Origin of the sequence: Streptomyces sp. NPDC007157 (genome assembly GCF_040634235.1) — a bacterium.
GTDB lineage: Bacteria > Actinomycetota > Actinomycetes > Streptomycetales > Streptomycetaceae > Streptomyces.
Map to the genome: position 1 here is coordinate 103,512 of NZ_JBEYFE010000014.1, position 18,492 is coordinate 122,003.

Annotated in this window: 16 protein-coding genes; 9 read left to right on the plus strand and 7 right to left on the minus strand. The window is 71.4% G+C overall.

Annotated elements, in window-relative coordinates; all coding sequences use genetic code 11:
* The first annotated feature begins 87 nt into the window (after nt 1-87).
* The 4 genes from ABZ642_RS25190 (at nt 88) to ABZ642_RS25205 (ending at nt 6,619) form a co-directional block, all read left to right on the plus strand.
* A complete protein-coding gene (locus ABZ642_RS25190; RefSeq protein WP_360488238.1) occupies nt 88-852 on the plus strand; it encodes a DeoR/GlpR family DNA-binding transcription regulator in 765 nt (254 codons plus the stop codon).
* Nucleotides 849-2,186, plus strand: a complete 1,338-nt coding sequence (locus tag ABZ642_RS25195; RefSeq protein WP_360488241.1) for a 6-phospho-beta-glucosidase — start codon at nt 849-851, stop codon at nt 2,184-2,186. Before ABZ642_RS25190 ends, ABZ642_RS25195 begins: the two co-directional genes overlap by 4 nt.
* A 45-nt stretch (nt 2,187-2,231) precedes the next feature.
* Complete coding sequence (locus ABZ642_RS25200) at nt 2,232-5,288, plus strand: glycoside hydrolase family 38 C-terminal domain-containing protein (RefSeq protein WP_360488244.1); 3,057 nt, start codon at nt 2,232-2,234, stop codon at nt 5,286-5,288.
* 80 nt (nt 5,289-5,368) lie between these two features.
* Nucleotides 5,369-6,619: an alpha-L-fucosidase gene (locus tag ABZ642_RS25205; protein ID WP_360488247.1), complete on the plus strand. Its 1,251-nt coding sequence runs from the start codon at nt 5,369-5,371 to the stop codon at nt 6,617-6,619.
* A gap of 109 nt (nt 6,620-6,728) precedes the next feature.
* Here the strand turns inward: ABZ642_RS25205 and ABZ642_RS25210 are convergent, their stop codons facing one another.
* Entirely contained in the window at nt 6,729-8,411 is a 1,683-nt protein-coding gene (locus ABZ642_RS25210; protein WP_360488250.1) for a carbohydrate binding domain-containing protein, read from the minus strand.
* Nucleotides 8,412-8,668: 257 nt separating this feature from the next.
* Nucleotides 8,669-9,793: an ATP-grasp domain-containing protein gene (locus tag ABZ642_RS25215; protein ID WP_360488253.1), complete on the minus strand. Its 1,125-nt coding sequence runs from the start codon at nt 9,791-9,793 to the stop codon at nt 8,669-8,671.
* Nucleotides 9,794-10,149: 356 nt separating this feature from the next.
* On the opposite strand from ABZ642_RS25215, the gene ABZ642_RS25220 reads away from it, so the two are divergent.
* Together ABZ642_RS25220 and ABZ642_RS25225 are read left to right on the plus strand one after the other, a co-directional pair.
* Nucleotides 10,150-11,055, plus strand: a complete 906-nt coding sequence (locus ABZ642_RS25220; protein ID WP_360488256.1) for a metallophosphoesterase — start codon at nt 10,150-10,152, stop codon at nt 11,053-11,055.
* Nucleotides 11,003-11,683: a 4'-phosphopantetheinyl transferase superfamily protein gene (locus ABZ642_RS25225; RefSeq protein ID WP_360488259.1), complete on the plus strand. Its 681-nt coding sequence runs from the start codon at nt 11,003-11,005 to the stop codon at nt 11,681-11,683. The genes ABZ642_RS25220 and ABZ642_RS25225 overlap by 53 nt, the downstream gene beginning before the upstream one ends.
* 27 nt (nt 11,684-11,710) lie before the next feature.
* On the opposite strand, the gene ABZ642_RS25230 is transcribed toward ABZ642_RS25225, so the two are convergent.
* The 3 genes from ABZ642_RS25230 to ABZ642_RS25240 form a co-directional block, all read right to left on the minus strand.
* On the minus strand, nt 11,711-11,941 hold the full coding sequence (locus ABZ642_RS25230; protein ID WP_360488262.1) for a hypothetical protein: 231 nt from the start codon (nt 11,939-11,941) through the stop codon (nt 11,711-11,713).
* 223 nt (nt 11,942-12,164) lie between these two features.
* Nucleotides 12,165-12,716, minus strand: a complete 552-nt coding sequence (locus ABZ642_RS25235) for a toxin-antitoxin system, toxin component (protein WP_360488596.1) — start codon at nt 12,714-12,716, stop codon at nt 12,165-12,167.
* Between the two features lie 39 nt (nt 12,717-12,755).
* The gene (locus tag ABZ642_RS25240; RefSeq protein WP_360488264.1) at nt 12,756-13,412 is read right to left on the minus strand and encodes a helix-turn-helix transcriptional regulator; all 657 of its coding nucleotides are present in this window, start codon (nt 13,410-13,412) and stop codon (nt 12,756-12,758) included.
* Between the two features lie 232 nt (nt 13,413-13,644).
* Between ABZ642_RS25240 and ABZ642_RS25245 the strand changes: the two genes are divergently transcribed.
* Complete coding sequence (locus ABZ642_RS25245; RefSeq protein ID WP_360488267.1) at nt 13,645-14,313, plus strand: hypothetical protein; 669 nt, start codon at nt 13,645-13,647, stop codon at nt 14,311-14,313.
* A 199-nt stretch (nt 14,314-14,512) separates the two neighbouring features.
* Here the strand turns inward: ABZ642_RS25245 and ABZ642_RS25250 are convergent, their stop codons facing one another.
* Together ABZ642_RS25250 and ABZ642_RS25255 are read right to left on the minus strand one after the other, a co-directional pair.
* Nucleotides 14,513-15,292, minus strand: coding sequence for a cache domain-containing protein (locus ABZ642_RS25250; RefSeq protein ID WP_360488269.1), 780 nt, complete (start codon nt 15,290-15,292; stop codon nt 14,513-14,515).
* A 38-nt stretch (nt 15,293-15,330) separates the two neighbouring features.
* Nucleotides 15,331-16,071, minus strand: coding sequence for a GntR family transcriptional regulator (locus ABZ642_RS25255; RefSeq protein ID WP_360488272.1), 741 nt, complete (start codon nt 16,069-16,071; stop codon nt 15,331-15,333).
* Nucleotides 16,072-16,194: 123 nt separating this feature from the next.
* Between ABZ642_RS25255 and ABZ642_RS25260 the strand changes: the two genes are divergently transcribed.
* Entirely contained in the window at nt 16,195-17,226 is a 1,032-nt protein-coding gene (locus ABZ642_RS25260) for an ABC transporter ATP-binding protein (protein ID WP_360488274.1), read from the plus strand.
* A gap of 72 nt (nt 17,227-17,298) precedes the next feature.
* Entirely contained in the window at nt 17,299-18,489 is a 1,191-nt protein-coding gene (locus ABZ642_RS25265; RefSeq protein ID WP_360488277.1) for an ABC transporter substrate-binding protein, read from the plus strand.
* The last annotated feature ends 3 nt before the right edge of the window (nt 18,490-18,492 follow it).

Here is an 18,492-nt window from a genome sequence, read left to right on the forward strand (position 1 = left end):
GAATCGTGCGCTGTCACGCGAGATTGGTCAATACACGAGCAGAACTGAGCATAGAAATGATTGAAGATGACGAGTAGTGTTCGTCGCGTGCTGGCAGAACGACGACATCAACTCATCCTGCGGGCCCTGCGCTCGGGCGGCCCCGCGGCCGTGACCGATCTCTCCGAGCAGCTGGGCGTGAGCCCCGCCACCGTCCGGCGCGACCTGCTGAAACTGGAGGAGGAGGGGCTGCTGACGCGGGTGCACGGCGGTGCCGTCGCCGACGAGGGGGACCAGCCCTTCGCCGAGGTCGCCGAGGTGCGGGTCGCGGAGAAGGACGCCATAGCGGCGCGCGCGGCGGCCCTGGTCGCGGACGGCCAGTCGGTCCTCCTGGACATCGGCACCACCGCCTACCGGCTGGCCCGCCAGCTGCACGGCCGCCGGCTCACGGTCATCACCAGCAACCTGGTGGTCTACGAGGAGCTCGCCGACGACGAGGGCATCGAGCTGGTGCTGCTCGGCGGCATGGTCCGGCGCGAGTACCGCTCCCTGGTCGGCTTCCTCACCGAGGACAACCTGCGCCAGCTGCACGCCGACTGGCTCTTCCTCGGCACCAGCGGGGTGCGCCCCGGCGGGCAGGTGATGGACACGACGGTCGTGGAGGTGCCGGTCAAGCGGGCGATGATCAAGGCGAGCGACAAGGTGGTGCTGCTCGCCGACGCCGCCAAGTTCCCGGGTACGGGCATGGCGAAGGTCTGTGGTCCCGAGGACCTGGACCTGGTGGTGACCAACGCGCCGGTCGACCCGGCGACCCGGTCCGCCCTGGAGGAGGCCGGTGTCGACGTGATCCTGGCAGGAAAGGCTCAAGCGTGAAACTGACCATTCTGGGCGGCGGCGGATTCCGGGTGCCGCTCGTGTACGGGGCGCTGCTGACCGACCGCGGCGAGGGCCGGGTCACCGAGGTCGTCCTGCACGATCTCGACGCCGGCCGGCTCTCGGCGGTCGCGCGGGTCCTTGCCGAACAGGCGGCCGGCGTCCCCGACGCGCCCACGGTGACCGCCACCACCGACCTCGACGAGGCCCTGCGCGGGGCCGACTTCGTCTTCTCCGCGATCCGCGTCGGCGGCCTGGCGGGCCGGGCCGACGACGAGCGGGTGGCCCTCGCCGAGGGCGTCCTCGGCCAGGAGACGGTCGGCGCGGGCGGCATCGCCTACGGCCTGCGGACCGTCCCCGTCGCCGTCGACATCGCCCGCCGGGTGGCCCGGCTCGCCCCCGACGCCTGGGTCATCAACTTCACCAACCCCGCCGGACTGGTCACCGAGGCCATGTCCCGCCACCTCGGCGACCGTGTCATCGGCATCTGTGACTCGCCGGTCGGCCTCGGCCGCCGTATCGCCCGGGTGCTCGGCGTGAACCCGCGCGAGGCCTGGATCGACTACGTCGGCCTCAACCACCTCGGCTGGGTGCGGGGCCTGCGCGTCGCCGGCCGCGACGAGCTCCCGCGTCTGCTCGCCGACCCCGGCCTGCTCGGCTCCTTCGAGGAGGGCAAGCTCTTCGGCGTCGACTGGCTCCAGTCGCTCGGCGCGATCCCCAACGAGTACCTGCACTACTACTACTTCAACCGCGAGGCGGTCCGCGCCTACCAGCAGGCCGAGAAGACCCGCGGCGCCTTCCTGCGCGACCAGCAGGCGCACTTCTACGAAGAGGTCCGCAACCCCGGTGCCGGGGCCCTGGCGGCCTGGGACCGCACCCGCGCCGAGCGCGAGGCGACCTACATGGCCGAGAACCGGGAGACGGCCGGCGCCGGCGAGCGCGACGCCGACGACCTGTCCGGCGGCTACGAGAAGGTCGCCCTGGCGCTGATGCGGGCCATCGCCCGCGACGAGCGCACCACCCTGATCCTCAACGTGCGCAACCGCGGCACCCTCGCGGTGCTCGACGCCGAGGCCGTCATCGAGGTGCCCTGCCTGGTCGACGCCAACGGCGCCCACCCGGTCGCCGTCGATCCGCTTCCCGATCACGCCACCGGTCTCGTCTGCTCGGTCAAGGCGGTCGAGCGCGAGGTGCTGGCCGCCGCCGGGTCCGGCTCCCGCGCGACGGCCGTGAAGGCGTTCGCCCTGCATCCGCTGGTCGACTCGGTGAACGTGGCCCGCCGGCTGGTCGAGGGGTACACCGAGGTCCATCCGGGCCTCGCGTATCTTAAGTGACCAGCCGATCGGAAAGCGCTTTCCATCCCTCTTCTGGAGACTTCCATGCACGACGAACGCCGCCGGATCGAGGAGCGCGTAGAGCGCCTCCACAACCAGCGCATCAAGCCCGCGATCCACGCGGCCGCCGTTCCCTTCGAGGTGTCCGCCTGGCAGGCCCCCGGGGAGCCGGTGCCCTTCGAGGAGGCCGCAGCCGCCGCGTACGAGCCGTTCGCGATGGACACCCCGTGGGGCCCGCCGTGGGGGACCACCTGGTTCCGGATGCGTGGCCGGGTTCCCGCGGAGTTCGCGGGCCGCCGCGTCGAGGCGGTCATCGACCTCGGCTTCACGGGCGACTGGCCGGGCAACCAGGCCGAGGCCCTGGTGCACCTGGTCGACGGGACACCGCTGAAGGCGGTCAACCCGCTCAACCAGTACGTGGCGATCGCCAACCCGGCGGCGGGCGGCGAGGTGATCGACTACCTGGTCGAGGCCGCCTCCAACCCCGACATCCTGGCCAACGACTTCGCGGCGCCGACCCCGCTCGGCGACGTGCTGACGGCCGGCGACAAGCCGCTCTACACCTTCAGGCGGGCCGACATCGCCGTCCTGGACGAGGAGGTCTTCCACCTCGACCTGGACGTCCAGGTGCTGCGCGAGCTGATGCTGGAGCTCGGCGAGCACGACCCGCGCCGGCACGAGATCATGCACGCCCTCGACCACGCGATGGACCTGCTCGACCTGGACGACATCCCCGGCTCGGCCGCCGCCGTGCGCGCGGCCCTGAAGCCGGCGCTGTCGAAGCCCGCGCACGCCAGCGCCCACCGCATCTCCGGCGTCGGCCACGCGCACATCGACTCGGCCTGGCTCTGGCCGATCCGCGAGACCAAGCGCAAGACCTCCCGGACCTTCTCCAACGTCACCTCGCTGGCCGACGAGTACGAGGAGTTCGTCTTCGCCTGCTCGCAGGCCCAGCAGTACGAGTGGGTGCGCGACAACTACCCGCAGGTCTGGGCCCGGATCCAGGAGTCGGTCAAGAAGGGCCAGTGGGCGCCGGTCGGCGGCATGTGGGTGGAGTCCGACGGCAACCTGCCGGGCGGCGAGGCGGTCGCCCGCCAGTTCGTCCACGGCAAGCGCTTCTTCATGGAGCACTTCGGTGTCGAGACCAAGGGGGTGTGGCTGCCGGACTCCTTCGGCTACAACGCGGCCTACCCGCAGATCGCCAAGCTCGCCGGCAACGAGTGGTTCCTCACCCAGAAGATCTCCTGGAACCAGACCAACAAGTTCCCCCACCACACCTTCTGGTGGGAGGGCATCGACGGCACCCGCATCTTCACGCACTTCCCGCCCGTCGACACCTACAACGCCCGCTTCAGCGGCGCGGAGATGTCCCGCGCGGTCCGCAACTACGCCGAGAAGGGCGGCGCCACCCGCTCGCTGGCCCCCTTCGGCTGGGGCGACGGCGGTGGCGGCCCCACCCGCGAGATCATGGAACGGGCGCGCCGCCTCAGGGACCTGGAGGGCTCCCCGCGCGTCGAGGTCGAGCACCCGGACGCCTTCTTCGCCAAGGCCCGCGCCGAGTACGAGGACGCGCCGGTCTGGGTCGGCGAGCTCTACCTGGAGCTGCACCGCGCCACCTACACCTCCCAGGCCCGCACCAAGCAGGGCAACCGGCGCAGCGAGCACAAGCTGCGCGAGGCCGAGCTGTGGGCGACGACGGCCGCCCTGCACGCGCCCGGCTACCGCTACCCGCACGAGAAGCTCGACCGGCTCTGGAAGACGGTCCTGCTCCACCAGTTCCACGACATCCTGCCCGGCTCCTCGATCGCCTGGGTGCACCGCGAGGCCGAGGCCGAGTACGCCCGTGTCGCGCGGGAGTTGGAGGCGCTCACCGCCGAGGCGGTCACCGCGCTCGGCGGCGGCACCGCCCGGGTCTTCAACACCAGCCCCTACGACCGCGCCGAGGTCGTGCGCGACAGCGCGGGCACCCCGGTGTACGTCGAGGTCCCCGCGTCCGGCAGCGCCCCGCTGACGGCCGCCGCCGAGGCCCCGCGGCCGGTGACGGTCGACGGCCGGGTCATCGACAACGGTCTCGTCCGGGTGGAGATCGCCGAGGACGGCACGCTGTCGTCCGTGTACGACCTCCGGGCGCACCGCGAGGTCCTCGTCGGCCAGGGCAACCTGCTCCGCCTGCACACCGACCTCCCGAACTACTGGGACGCCTGGGACGTCGACAAGCACTACAAGAACCGCTACACGGACCTGCTGGACCCCTCGGAGATCACGGTCGTCGACGCGGACCCGCTGCTCGGCTCGGTCCGGATCACGCGTCCGTTCGGCAACGGCTCGACGATCACCCAGACGGTCACCGTCCGCGCGGGCAGTCCGCGGATCGACTTCGAGACGGACATCGACTGGCACGAGGCCGAGAAGTTCCTCAAGGCCGGGTTCCCGGTGGACATCCGCGCCGCGCACTCCTCCGCGGAGATCCAGTTCGGCCACGTCCAGCGGCCCACGCACACCAACACCACCTGGGAGGCGGCCCGCTTCGAGGTCCCAGGCCACCGCTGGGTGCACCTCGCCGAGCCCGGCTACGGCGTCGCCGTCATCAACGACTCGACGTACGGCCATGACGTCTCCCGCACGGTCCGTGACGACGGGGGGACGACCACCACGGTCCGTCTCTCCCTGGTCCGCGCCCCGCGCGTCCCGGACCCGGGCGCCGACCAGGGCCGGCACCGCTTCACCTACTCCCTGCTCCCCGGCGCGAGCATCGGGGACGCGGTGGCGGCGGGCTACGCCCTCAACCTCCCGCTCCGGGTGGCCGACGCGGCGGGCGCGCCCGAGCCGGTGGTCTCCGTCTCCGGCGAGGGCCTGACGATCGAGGCGGTCAAGCTCGCCGACGACGCCTCCGGCGACGTCGTGGTCCGGCTCTACGAGTCCCGGGGCGGCCGCGCCCAGGGCGTCCTGCGCACCGGCTTCCCGCTCGCGGACGCCCAGGTGACCGACCTGCTGGAGCGCCCGCTGGAGACGGCGGACACCGAAGGGGACACGGTCGCCGTGGCGCTGCGGCCGTTCCAGATCCTGACGCTCCGGCTGCGGCGGTCGGGCACCGGCCAGTAGCCCCCGGGGGCGGGCCCGGCGGTCGTGTGCCCGGCCCGCCCCTTTCCCCGACCGACCCTGTACGCAACGGGAGTCCATCCGTGCCCATGCAACCGTGGTTCACCGACGCCAAGTTGGGCATCTTCGTCCACTGGGGGATCTACGCCGTCGACGGCGTCCAGGAATCCTGGTCGTTCTACGACGACATCGTGCCGCACGACCAGTACATGTCCCAGCTCGGCCGCTTCACCGGCGCGAAGTACGACCCGCGCGCCTGGGCCGGCCTGTTCGCCCGCGCCGGCGCCGGGTACGCCGTGCTCACCAGCCGTCATCACGACGGAGTGGCGCTGTGGGACACCGAGTTCGGCGATCTCAACCTCGGCAGGGACTACCTCGCCGGCTACGCCGACGCCCTCCGCGAGCAGGGACTCAAGGTCGGTCTCTACTACTCGCACTCCGACTGGAACCACCCGGACTACGCCAGCACCCGCAAGCCGGGCCGCCCGCCCGAGCAGGAGGACAACCGGTACTCCGAGTGCTCGGCCGAGGACGAGGACCTCGATGCCTGGGAGCGGTTCATCGTCTACCGCGACGGCCAGATACGCGAGTTGGCCTCCCGCTACCGGCCCGACCTGATGTGGTTCGACGGCGAGTGGGACCGCAGCGAGGAGCAGTGGCGGATCAAGGAACTCGCCGCGCTCGTCCGCTCCTACTCACCGCACGTCGTCTTCAACGCCCGGATGCTCAGCGAGGGCGACTACGCGACACCGGAACAGGGCGTACCCATCGAACCCCCCACCGGGCCCTGGGAGCTGTGCCTCACCATCAACGACTCGTGGGGCTTCCAGCACCACGACCACAACCACAAGTCGCTCGGCCAGCTGATCCGCTACTTCACCGAGACCATCGGCGGGGGCGGCAATCTCCTCCTGGACGTCGGCCCGATGGAGGACGGCACCATCCCGCAGCCGCAGGCCGAGCGCCTCGAAGGCCTGGGGGAGTGGATCCGCAGACACGCCGACGCCGTGTACGGCACGGTCCGCGGGCTGCCGGCCGGGCACCACTACGGGCCGAGCACCCTCTCCGCCGACGGCCGCACCCTCTACCTCACCCTGTACGACATCCCGCGCGCCGAGATCGGCGTCCGCGGCCTGGTCACCCCGGTCCGGAAGGTCAGCGTGCTCGGCACGGGCACCGAACTCGCCCACCGTGTCGTCGGCGGACTGCACGAGGCGGTCGGGGTGCTGTGGATCGACCCGCCGGCCGCGGCCGACCTCGACCCGTACGCCACGGTCCTCGCCGTCGAACTGGACGGGGAGTTGGAGCTGTACCGGGGATCCGGCCGGTCCTGATCCGGTCCTGATCCGATTCCGATCCTGTGGTGGCCCGGTTCGGGCCGCCGGGATGGCGAAGACGTGGGGGTACCCGGTGCGGGCACCCCCACGCCACCGCTGCCGTCGGTCAGCCGGTGAAGCCGGCCGTGATCGAGGTGAACTGCCAGTTGCTCTGGCTGATCCCGGAGCAGTTGCTCACCACGCCACCGCCCGCGCAGCCGCGGTCCCGGTTCACGGCCCAGAACGCGAGCCGGGCGATGTGGTGCGAGTTCGACCAGTCACGGATCTGCGTCCAGATCGCCGGGGTCGTGGTCTCCTGCTGGTCGGAGAGACCGTTCATGCCGGAGATCCCGATGTGCGCGTAGGCCGTCGCGTCGTCCCACCCGAAGGTCGACTTCAGCTTGGTCTTCAGCCCCTCGGCCGCCGCCACGGTGTTGCCGTACATGTCGGCGCCGCCGCCGAAGTCGAACGGCATGATCGTGAAGACGTCGATGTTCGCGCCGAGCGACTGCGCCTGCTCGATGAGCCGGTTGCCGTAGTAGGTCGGCCCGGTGGTGGAGGTGCCGAAGGTGACGATCGTCTTCAGGCCGGCGTTGTTGGCCTTGACCGTCTTCAGGGCGGTCAGGATCTTCGCCTGCACGGCCTCGTTCTCGAACTCGTCCGTGTTCTCGATGTCCATGTCGACGGATTTGAGACCGTAGGCGTCGATCACCTTCTGGATCGCTCCGGCCAGCGCGCTCGCGGAGGAGCAGTTGGCGCCGAGCTTGCTGCCCTGCCAGCCGCCGAACGACGGAGTGATGTCACCGCCGGCCGCCCGGATCTGGTTGATCGCGGTCTGGTCGGCGCCGCCGGTCAGCGCCCGGCTGCCGTCCCAGGCCGGAGTGCAGCCGCCCGAGTCCAGCACGAAGGCCATGGTGAACGACTTGATGCCGGTCGCGCTCATCACCGTGGACGGGCTCGGGGGGTCGCCCCAGCCCTCGAAGAGGTAGGGCGCGGCCTGCTTGAAGCCGGTCCCGCCGCCGCTGCCCGCGCTCGTCGTCACGGACACGGCGTTGGAGGCCGCCGACACGTTCCCGGCCGCGTCCCGCGCCTTCACCGTGAACGTGTACGCCGTACTGGCCGACAGTCCGTTCACCGTGGCGGAGGTCCCGGAGACGCTCGCCACCTGGCTCGACCCGCTGTAGACGTCGTACGCCGTCACCCCGACGTTGTCCGTCGCGGCCGACCACGACAGGGACACGCTCGACGAGGTCTTCCCGGTGGAGGTGAGGTTCGTGGGCGCGGTGGGCGCCTGGGTGTCGGAGCTGCCGCCGCCGGGCCCGTCGAGGCTGATGTCGTCGGCGTAGTAGGTGCCCTGCGCGTACCAGCCGTGGACGTAGATCTGGGCGCTGGTCTGTCCGGCCCCGGTGGTGAAGGAGACGCTCAGCTGGCTGTACTGGGACGGCGAACTGGTCCAGGTGGAGGTGCCGCCGGTCACCCCGAGGTAGACGTACGAGCCGCGGACCCAGCCGCTGAGCGAGTAGGTGGTGTTGGGCTGCACGGCGACCGTCTGCGTGCACTGGGCGGTGTCACTGGAACTCACGGCCCCCGCGAGGGCCTTGGACCCGCCGTGCACGGGGGAGGAGACGACCGAGCCGAGGTTCCCGGTGCAGGACCAGGGCGAGAGACTTCCCGACTCGAAGCCGGGGTTGGAGAGGACGTTGGCCGCCTGCGCGGTACCGGGGAGCGCGATGGCCCCGGCGAGCGCGAGGGCGGCGGACCCGAGCAGTGCGAGTATCCGACGTCTGGAGCGTCTGAATGAGTTGCGCACGCGATCTCCCTGGAGGAATGGGGGTGTTCGGGAGTTGCACGAAGGTGCAAGGGGGTGCGCAACAAAAATGGTATGGACCAATCCACCTGTCAAGGACGTGGGCGTGAATTGGTCCATACCGGTGAGTCCCAGCGTTCCGTGAGGGGCGCGGGGCTGTGTCTCCTGTGCGGCTCCGCCGCGTGGGCGCGATCAGCCACGGTGAACCCGCGGTCGGCCGACAACTGGAGCGGCGACACCTCGGCTGGAGCGGCAATCGGCTAGAGCGGCAACACCTCGGCCGCTTCGGTCACGGACTGCACCGCCGCGGGCCTCGGCGCCGGCAACACCATCTCCTCGGCCTCCTCCCGCGGCACGGGAACCGACGGCAGAACCGGACGCGGCCCCGACACCACCGCGTAGTCCTGCCCCAGGAACGGCGGCTCGATCACGCCGGGGTCCTCGCCCAGCGCCAACTGCACGGCCGCCCAGGGAGCGTTGACCCCGCAGAGTGACAGCTGGTGCAACCCTCCGGCGGGACGCGTGTTGACGTCGAGCAGCACCGGCTCGTCGCCGTACATCCGGAACTGGATGTTGGACAGGTAGTGCAGCCCGAAGCCCTCGGCGATCAGCCGGGCCGGCTCCAGCCACCGCTCGTCCAGGGTGAAACCGCGACGGCGGCCCTTCTTCGTGCGGCCCACCGCCAGCCGGACCCGGTTGTCGGGCCCGGTGAGGCAGTCCACGGACACCTCCGGCTCCTCCAGCCGCGGCATCACCAGCCAGTCCACCGGCTGGTCGGCCCGCTGCAACGCGTCGACGACCAGGTCGAGCTGGACATGCGGCCCCGGGAACCCGCTGAGGTGGAAGAGCGAGAAGGGGGTGCGCGTGATCACCCGGAAGCCCACGCCACCCGCACCGGCGGCCGGCTTGAAGCAGGCCTTGTGCCCGTCGGTCTCCAGCTTCTCGACCGCGGTGACCAGCTCGTCCGCCGTGCGGACCCGCCACCACGGCGGCACCGGGACGCCGACCGAGGCGACGGCCTCGTACGCGGTCGCCTTGTCCTCGAAGACCGCGGTGCCCTCCGGCGTCGGCGCCAGCAGCGCCGTTCCCGCCGCCTCGAAGTCGGCCCGGTGGGCGACGATCGCCGACTGGTGCAGCCGGGGCACGAAGACATCGATGCCACGGCGCCGGCACTGGTCGAGCGCGTACTCGACGTAGCCGGCCGGGGACAGGCCCTCCGGCTCCAGCTCGGCGGTGTCGGCGGCGGCCAGCACGGGGGAGTCGGCGTCACCGTGTGTCGCATGGATCTCGACCGCCCGATCGCTGGGATTTTTCCGCAGCTGATCCATGAAGAACACGTTCTCCGCGTACGTGCGGTTGAGCCAGACGCGTACGCGAGAGCGCATTAATGCCGCCTTCCGGGGTTTTCGGGCAGGGCGCAGCGGGCCCGTGCCCGGGCAGGGTGGTTGGAGGGTCACCAAACCGCCCTGGACGAAGGGAAGTTCGTGGCGGTGGTGTTGGGGGGATCATACGGCTTTCAAGGGGCCTCGCGTGCAACGCCCGTGTTACGGATTCCCCGGGGCTGTCCACCCGCGTTTTCCTGCCCCGTCCACGTCGGTTTCCTTGACCGACCGGCACCGGCCCGGCGATCCGTCGAGGATCGGCCGGCGAATGCCCCCCGACAGGCCGACAAGTCCCCTTGTTCCGTCGACCCGTCATGTGTTGAGGTGGGTGGCGACGACATGATCGGAAGGGGTACGGGGTGGAGTCCACGGCCGGTGCCGGGCAGTTGCTGGCCATCAGCGACCTGCACATCTCGTACCCGGAGAACCGCGAGCTCGTCGAGAAGATGCGCCCCGAGACGGATGACGACTGGCTGATCGTGGCCGGTGACGTCGCGGAGACCGTCGCCGACATCCGCTGGGTCCTGGAGACGTTCGCCGACCGCTTCAGCAAGGTGCTGTGGGCCCCGGGCAACCACGACCTGTGGACCCACCCCAAGGATCCGGTCACCCTGCGCGGTGTCGCCCGCTACGAGCACCTCGTCGGCCTCTGCCGGGAACTCGGCGTGGTCAGCCCCGAGGACCCCTATCCGGTCTGGGAGGGCCCGGGCGGCCCGGTCGTGGTCGCGCCGCTCTTCCTCCTGTACGACTACTCGTTCCTGCCGGCCGGCTGCGCCACCAAGGAAGAGGGCCTCGCGTACGCGCACGGCACCGGCATCGTCTGCAACGACGAGTACCTGCTGCACCCCGACCCCTACCCGACCCGCGAGGACTGGTGCCGGGCCCGGGTCGAGGCCACCGAGCGCCGGCTCGCCGAGCTGCCCGAGGAACTGCCGACCGTGCTGGCGGGCCACTACCCGCTGGACCGGCACCCCATGGACGTCCTGTGGTACCCCGAGTTCGCCATGTGGTGCGGCACCACCCGCACCGCCGACTGGCACCGCCGGTTCCGCGTCGACACCATGGTCTACGGTCATCTGCACATCCCCCGGACCACCTGGCACGACGGCGTCCGCTTCGAAGAGGTTTCCGTGGGATACCCCCGCGAGTGGCGCAAGCGCTCCCAGCCCCCGGGCAAGCTGCGCCGTATTCTGCCGATGGAGGTCGGAACCGGTGATCGAGGAGCTGCTCCCGGACTCGGTGATGGCCGTGGAGATGCTCGGTGACGAGGCGATCCGCGAAGCCCCCCTCTACCCCGAGGAGGCGGCGCTCGTCGCGCGTGCCGTGCCCAAGCGCCGCCGCGAGTTCTCCGCCGTGCGCGCCTGCGCCCGGCGCGCCATGGAGAAACTCGGGGTCCCGCCGCAGCCCGTCGTGAGCGGCGAGCGCGGCGCACCGCGCTGGCCGGACGGGCTGGTCGGCAGCATGACCCACTGCGAGGGCTACTGCGCCGCCGCCCTGGTCCGCGCCACCGACCTGGCCTCCCTGGGGATCGACGCCGAACCGCACGCCCCGCTGCCCGAGGGCGTCGCGGAGTCCGTCCTGCTGCCCTCGGAGCAGGAGCGGCTGCGCCGGCTCGTGGCCGAGCGGCCTGATGTGCACTGGGACCGCCTGCTGTTCAGCGTCAAGGAATCCGTCTACAAGGCGTGGTTCCCCCTCACCGGGAAGTGGCTGGACTTCATGGAGGCCGACATCGAGCTCGTCCCGGAGCCCGGCGAGCGGCCGCACGGCACCCTGCGCGCCCGCCTCTTGGTTCCCGGGCCCCTGGTCGGCGGGCAGCGGTTGCAGGCCTTCGAGGGCCGCTGGAGCGTGGGGCACGGCATGCTGACCTCGGCCGTGGTCGTGCCGCACCCCTGACAGCGCCCCTGGTCGTGCGCCGTCCGCTCAGGTGGGTGGGCACCAGTCGTGCAGGAGGCGGAAGAACGCCTCCTCGTTTCCGGCGAGTCCGGCCCCGGCCAGGGCCTCCTCGGCCTCGGCGAGCACGGCGGGCGGGACCAGGAAGGGGCGCGGGGCGCCGTCCGGAGGTCCGTCGAAGGCCGCGCGGACGGTGTGCAGCAGCCGCAGATAGGCCTGGACGGCGGTGCGCTCACGGTCGGTCAGTACGGCGGTGGGCATGGCTCGGCTCTCCCCGTCGGTCGTCACGGTCACGCGCCCGGACGGCGCGGTCGTACCGCGTGTGCGGTGCGCACCCACCAGCTTGCCGTCCGCCACTGACAACGCCTGCCCGCTACGCCTCGGTTCGCCCGCTCAGCCGACCCCGAACCGCCCCGGGACCCCTTCCTGAGGGCACGTCTCCTCGCCCGGCCGCGACGAAATCCGGTGCCCGGTCGAGCCGGGCTCACTTCCCCGGATAGCCCAGTGACGCCTCGATGCGCCCCGCCACGTCGTGCCGCCGCACCGGGCCGCGCAGGGCCGAACCCGCGAGCCAGGTCCGGCACTTGCTGGCCAGCAGCAGCCCGAAGGTCTCCGCGTCCTGTTCCTCGGCCTGGTCGAAGCGGGTGCGGGCGGCCATCCGCCGGACGGCTGCCTGCACCGCGGCCCGGTCACTGACCGCGCCGCCGCCCGCGCCGTCGTCGATGAGCCGGGCCGCCACCGCGACCCCCTCGACGTCGTGACCGTGGTGGTCGGCGTGCATGTGCCACAGCTCGTGGCCCAGGATCACCAACTGGTGGTCGGGCGCGGTGCGTTCCTCGACCACCACCAGGTCGCGGTCGGTCAGGTCGAGCCACAGCCCGCTGGCCGTGCCGGGCGGGAAGACGGCCGTACGGAACAGCACCGGGCGGCCGCGGCGGCGGCTCATCGCGTCGCACAGCGCCCGGTACAGCTCCTGCGGCGGGGTGGGCGCGGGCAGGGTCAGCTCCCCGACCAGCTCGCCGCTCAGCCGGCGCATGTCCCTGCCGATGGCCATGTTCTCCCGTTCCCCCTCAGCTCACGACTCGGGCCGCTTGACGCTCTCCAGGAGCATGTCCAGCCATTCCGCGACCTTGTCGCGGTGCTGGTCGGTGGGGAGCTGGGCGGCCCGCCAGGCGATCCCGCGCACCCCGTGGTCCTGCAGCAGCCGCTCCAGGGGGTCCGCCGCGGCCGCGGCCGCCGCCCGCTCCCGGTCGGCCAGCTTCTGCAGCAGTTCCTGCTCGACGCGCTGGAGAGCGCCGGCCAGCGCCTCGGGGTCCGCGGCGGTGAGGAATCCGGCGTGCACCCGGAAGAAACGCTGGAGGGCGTCGCAGTGCTCCATGGTCGGCCGCCGGTCGCCGTTGAGCAGGGCGCCGGCCTGCTGCCGGGACATGCCCGCGCCGTCGGCGATCTCCTGCTGGGTGTGTTTTCGGCCGTTGGGCTTGAGGCGGGTGCGGCGCAGCAGGTCCAGACGTTGCAGGAAGCGTTCCTGGACATCGGGTTCGCCCGCGGGCCGGCCGCCGAGCAGGGCCCTGACCACGGGCTCGGGGACACCGCAGGCGTAGGAGAGCCGTCCGATGTCGTAGACCTCCGCGTACGCCACGCCGAGCCGGTCGGCGAGCGCGGTGACGCGGGAGACGACGGCCGGCAGCTGGGCGGTCGCCGTGGCGCCCGGATCCTCGTAGCCATCCGTCACCGACAGAACTCCTACGTCTCTCAGAGGAATCAGGGGCTTCGCGCAAGTGGTCGCCGTGGACTTCCCGGAGATTAGCCGGTCGTTCGAACTCACATCCAGGTGTCGCCACAACTGTGGCCAATTTCGGCCGTCAACAGGCATGAAATGCCACGATAGTTGACATGCATCCGAGTGGGGCAGCAGGATCACATCGCCGCGAGAAGGCCGCATAGGCAAGAGGGGTGACCTCCCGATGGCATATCAGGCAGGTGGGCAGCGGCCGGCGCCGCGGCCCGTCCCCGAAAGTCTTGAGGCCCAGGCATATCTTCAGGACTACGCGTTGCTGCTGGACGCGGTTCCCTTTCCGTCCCTGGTGGTGGACCACCGCTGGGACGTGGTGCTGGCCAACGACGCGTTCGAGACACTTTTCGGGGGGGTCGCCCCGCATCCCACGGCCATGCCCGGGGACAACTTCCTCCGGTTCGTTCTGTTCCACCCGGATGCCGGTTCGGTGCTCGGCGCGCACGAGTCGGGCTGGTGCCTGCCGATGCTGGCCCAGTTCAAGACCACGCTGGAGCGGTACGGCCACGACCACGAACTGCAGTCGATCCGCCGTGAGATCGCCCAGGACCCGATCATGGAGGCGGCGTTCCGGCACGGTCTGCCGCACTGGCTGCGCGCGGTCGGCGAGGAGGGTGCCCGGCTCGACGGGGCCGTCCGGCCGGTGCTGCACCCGGACCCACTGCTGGGGGCCACCGAGTGCCGGGTGGTCGGTGAGACCGCCAGGACCCTTCAGGACATGGGCTACGCGCGTTACACCCTGGTGCTGCGTGCCGCTCCCCGCCCCGCCGCCCCGCGCCGCTCCCGCCGGCCCGGCGGCCTGGGCGCCCATCTGACCGTGGTTCCCGCCCCTGACGCCTGACCCGGCACCGTCGGCGTTCAGGTCGCCGACGGCGCCGGGCCGGACGCCCACACCGGCACCGGCCCGCACTCCCCACCACCTGACCTGTCCGGACGCGGATCCCCGCTCATGCCGCGGTGCCCGCACACGGATCCCGCTCACGTCGCGGTGCCCGCACACGGATCCCGCTCACGTCGCGGCGCCCGCACGCGGATCCCGCTCACGTCGCGGCCACCGCCAGGACCAGCGGCACGCCCCGGCAGGGCACCAGGCGCAGCGTGCCGAAGGTGCCCGGCCGTCCGCTCTCCAGCACGGCCGCGAAGTCCGGCCCCTTGGTCAGTGAGCCGGCCAGATGCGCCGGGTCCGCCGACGCCGCCACCCGGCCGCGGGCGTTGACCAGCCGGGCGGGGCCGGACAGCGTGCGCAGCAGGGGCAGCGCGGCCGCCTCGAAATGCCGTAGGTACACGTCCGCGGCGGCCACGCCCAGGAAGCGGCCCGCCCGTTCCACCGGCGCGGACAGGGTGAGGCTGTACTCGTCCGAGCAGAGGTAGTCGACGTACGGCCCGGCCACCGCGCGCCGCCCGGTGTCCCGGGGCAGCGTGAACCAGTCCCAGTGCGTGTAGTCGGAGTAGGCCGACGTGCGCGGGTCGAGGTCGAGGAGCAGTGGTCGTACGTCGCCGCCGGCGTCGCTCTGCCACCATTCCAGCCAGGCCGGCACGTCGGCGAGCAGTCCGGGCGCGGCCACGAAGCCGACACCGGAGACCAACTCCTGCCGGGCCAGGCGCAGATGGAGCCCCGGGCGCAGCGCAGCCAGGTCCGCGGTGACCGGCCGGCGGCCCGTGGCGGCCACCCGTGCCAGCAGCGCGGCGGTGTCGGCGCGGGTCTGCGCGACGGCGTCGAACACCGCCTCCAGGGCGTGGCCGACCCGCTCGGCCACGTACTCCTCGGTGGCGGCCGGTGCCCTGGTCACGGATGTGGAGGGGACGGTGCCGCGGCTCATGCTGCCCTCCGGCGGACGGGGGAGCGGGCGCGGCGCGGCTACAGGGTCAGCCGCAGGGCGATGAGCCGCGCCGTCGAGTCCCGCACGCACCGCTCGGCCAGCTCCCTGGCCGATGCGTCCGCCCCATCCTGCACGGCCGAGATTACGGACCGGTGACGGTCCGCCACCTCTTCACGATATTCGTCGTCGCCGAGCACAAGGCACAGCAGCGCGCCGACCTCCGTCTGGAGCGCGACCTGTTCCCGGGTGAGCCGGGCCGACTGGGCGGCGGCGGCCAGTTCCACGTGGAAGCGGCCGTACAGCCGGCAACGCGCCGAGGTGTCCCGGGCCTTGCGCAGCTCCTCGGTGGTGCGGCGGAGCTGGTCCAGGTCGTGGTCCTCGGTGCGCTGTGCGGCGAGGTGTGCGGCGGTGCCGGACAGGGCGGCCCAGTGGTCGCCGAGGTCGCGCAGCTCCTCGGGGCTCCAGCCGCGCAGCCGCTCCAGGAGCCGCTCCCGGCCGGGCGTGTCCGGCAGGGAGACGAAGCTGCCGCCGCCGCGGCCCCGGCGGGTGACGACCAGGCCCTGCTGGCGCAGCGCCATCAGCGCCTCCCGCAGGGTCACCGTGGACACTCCGAGCTGTCCGGCCAGCTCCGTCTCGCCGGGCAGCTGCTCCCCGTCGGCGAGCAGTCCGAGCTCGATGGCGTCGCCGATCCGGCGTACGACGGCGTCCACCCGGGCCCCGCTGTCCACCGGGGCGAAGACGGCCTTTCGGGCGCCGCCGTCCGTCTGCTGCTGTTCCACGGCCCACCACCCTATGCGTTGACCCAAGCTTTACCTCAGAAGGGTCTTGAGCTTTGAACTATGACTTCATATCTTTCCGTTCACCACGTGCAACGCAAGAGAGCACCAGAAAGGTTCCCGCCCATGGAGGCCAGCGCGATCCGGTTGCGGGATCTGCGGAAGTCGTTCGGTGACACCAGCGCCGTGGCAGGAGTCGACCTGGAGATCCGCGACGGCGAGTTCTTCTCGATGCTCGGCCCCTCCGGCTCCGGCAAGACCACCGTGCTGCGCCTGATCGCCGGCTTCGAGAGCCCCACCTCGGGCGTGGTCGAACTCGCCGGGCAGGACGTCACCCGCCGTGCCCCCTTCGAACGGGACGTGCACACCGTCTTCCAGGACTACGCCCTGTTCCCGCACATGAACGTCGAACAGAACGTCGCCTACTCCCTCAAGGTCCGCAAGGTCCCCCGGGCCGAACGCCTGGTCCGCGCCCGCAAGGCCCTCGCGGAGGTCCGCCTCGACGGCTTCGGCGGCCGCCGTCCCGCGCAGCTCTCCGGCGGCCAGCGCCAGCGCGTCGCCCTCGCCCGCGCCCTCGTCGGGCGGCCCCGCGTCCTGCTGCTCGACGAGCCCCTCGGCGCCCTGGACCTCAAGCTGCGCGAGCAGATGCAGCTCGAACTCAAGGCCCTGCAACGGGAGGTGGGCATCACCTTCGTCTTCGTCACCCACGACCAGGAGGAGGCCCTGACGATGAGCGACCGCGTCGCCGTCTTCCACCAGGGCCGCATCGAACAGGTCGGCACCCCCGCCGAGATCTACGAACGCCCCGCCACCACCTTCGTCGCCTCCTTCGTCGGCACCTCCAACCTGCTCACCGGGGACACCGCCCGGCGGCTGCTCGGCGAGAGCGGCACCCACAGCATCCGGCCCGAGAAGATCCGGGTCCTCGAGGAGACCGCGGGCCCGGGCGAACCCGACCACGCCGACGCCGTCGGCACCGTCGCCGAGGTGGTCTACCTCGGCGACGCCACCCGCTTCCTGGTCGACCTGGACGGCGGCGGCCGGCTCACCGCGCTCCAGCAGAACCTCGACACCTCCGCCGAGGACGTCGCCGCCTACCGCGGCACCCGCGTCCGGCTGCGCTGGCAGCGCCGGCACACCGTCCACGTCCCCGGCTGACCCGCCGTCCCCACGGCCGGATCCGCCGGCTCCCACGTCCGGATCCGCCGTCCCTCACGTCTGGAGTACGTCGTGCGCCTCATCCGTCCCCGCACCGCGGCCGCCGCCGTCGCGCTGCTGCTGGCCGCCACCGCCTGCGGTTCGTCCGGCTCCGGTTCCTCCACCGGACTCAACCCGCCCGACCTCAAGCCCCTGGCCAAGCTCGGCAAGAGCGAGGGCGCGGTCAACCTGATCGCCTGGGCCGGCTACGTCGAGGACGGCTCCGACGACCCCAAGGTGGACTGGGTCACCGACTTCGAGAAGCAGACCGGCTGCCAGGTCCACTCCAAGGTCGCCGCCAGCTCCGACGAGATGGTCAAACTGATGAAGACCGGCGAGTACGACGCCGTCTCCGCCTCCGGCGACGCCTCCCTGCGCCTGATCGCCTCCGGCGACGCGGCCCCGGTCAACACCAAGCTCGTACCGAACTACAAGGACATCTTCAGCGGCCTGAAGAACGGCGCCTGGAACTCGGTCAAGGGCCAGATGTACGGCATCCCGCACGGCCGCGGCGCCAACCTGCTGATGTACAACACCCAGAAGGTCAGCCCCGCGCCCACCTCCTGGTCGGCCGTCTTCGACGACGCCGCGAAGTACCAGGGCCATGTCACCGCCTACGACTCGCCGATCTACATCGCCGACGCGGCCCTGTATCTCAAGGCCACCAAGCCCGAGTTGAAGATCAAGGACCCCTACGCGCTCGACCAGAAGCAGTTCGACGCGGCCGTCGCCCTGCTGAAGAAGCAGAACGCGGACATCGGCGAGTACTGGAGCGACTACCTCAAGGAGATCTCCGCCTTCAAGAGCGGCGACTCCGTGATCGGCACCAGCTGGCAGGTCATCGCCAACCTGGCCGCCGACGACGGCGCCGAGGTCAAGGCCTTCGTGCCCAAGGAGGGATCCACCGGCTGGTCCGACACCTGGATGGTCTCCGCCAAGGCCAAGCACCCCGACTGCGCTTACCAGTGGCTGAACTGGATCGTCTCCCCGAAGGTCAACGCCGAGGTCGCCGAGTACTTCGGCGAGGCCCCGGCCAACGCCAAGGCCTGCGACCTGACCAGCGACAAGAACTTCTGCGCGACCTACCACGCGGCCGACGAGAGCTACTGGAAGAACATCGCCTTCTGGAACACGCCCATCGAGCAGTGCCTGGACGGCCGCACCGACGTCAAGTGCGTGCCGTACGCCAAGTGGGTGCAGGCCTGGACCGAGATCAAGGGCTGAGCC

Coding starts and splice junctions, on each gene's coding strand:
- ABZ642_RS25235 (WP_360488596.1), bottom strand. CDS start 12,716: ATGCGCCGGCTGAGCGGCGAGCTGGTCGGGGAGCTGACCCTGCCCGCG.
- ABZ642_RS25200 (WP_360488244.1), top strand. CDS start 2,232: ATGCACGACGAACGCCGCCGGATCGAGGAGCGCGTAGAGCGCCTCCAC.
- ABZ642_RS25250 (WP_360488269.1), bottom strand. CDS start 15,292: ATGAGCCGCGGCACCGTCCCCTCCACATCCGTGACCAGGGCACCGGCC.
- ABZ642_RS25230 (WP_360488262.1), bottom strand. CDS start 11,941: ATGCCCACCGCCGTACTGACCGACCGTGAGCGCACCGCCGTCCAGGCC.
- ABZ642_RS25245 (WP_360488267.1), top strand. CDS start 13,645: ATGGCATATCAGGCAGGTGGGCAGCGGCCGGCGCCGCGGCCCGTCCCC.
- ABZ642_RS25260 (WP_360488274.1), top strand. CDS start 16,195: ATGGAGGCCAGCGCGATCCGGTTGCGGGATCTGCGGAAGTCGTTCGGT.
- ABZ642_RS25215 (WP_360488253.1), bottom strand. CDS start 9,793: ATGCGCTCTCGCGTACGCGTCTGGCTCAACCGCACGTACGCGGAGAAC.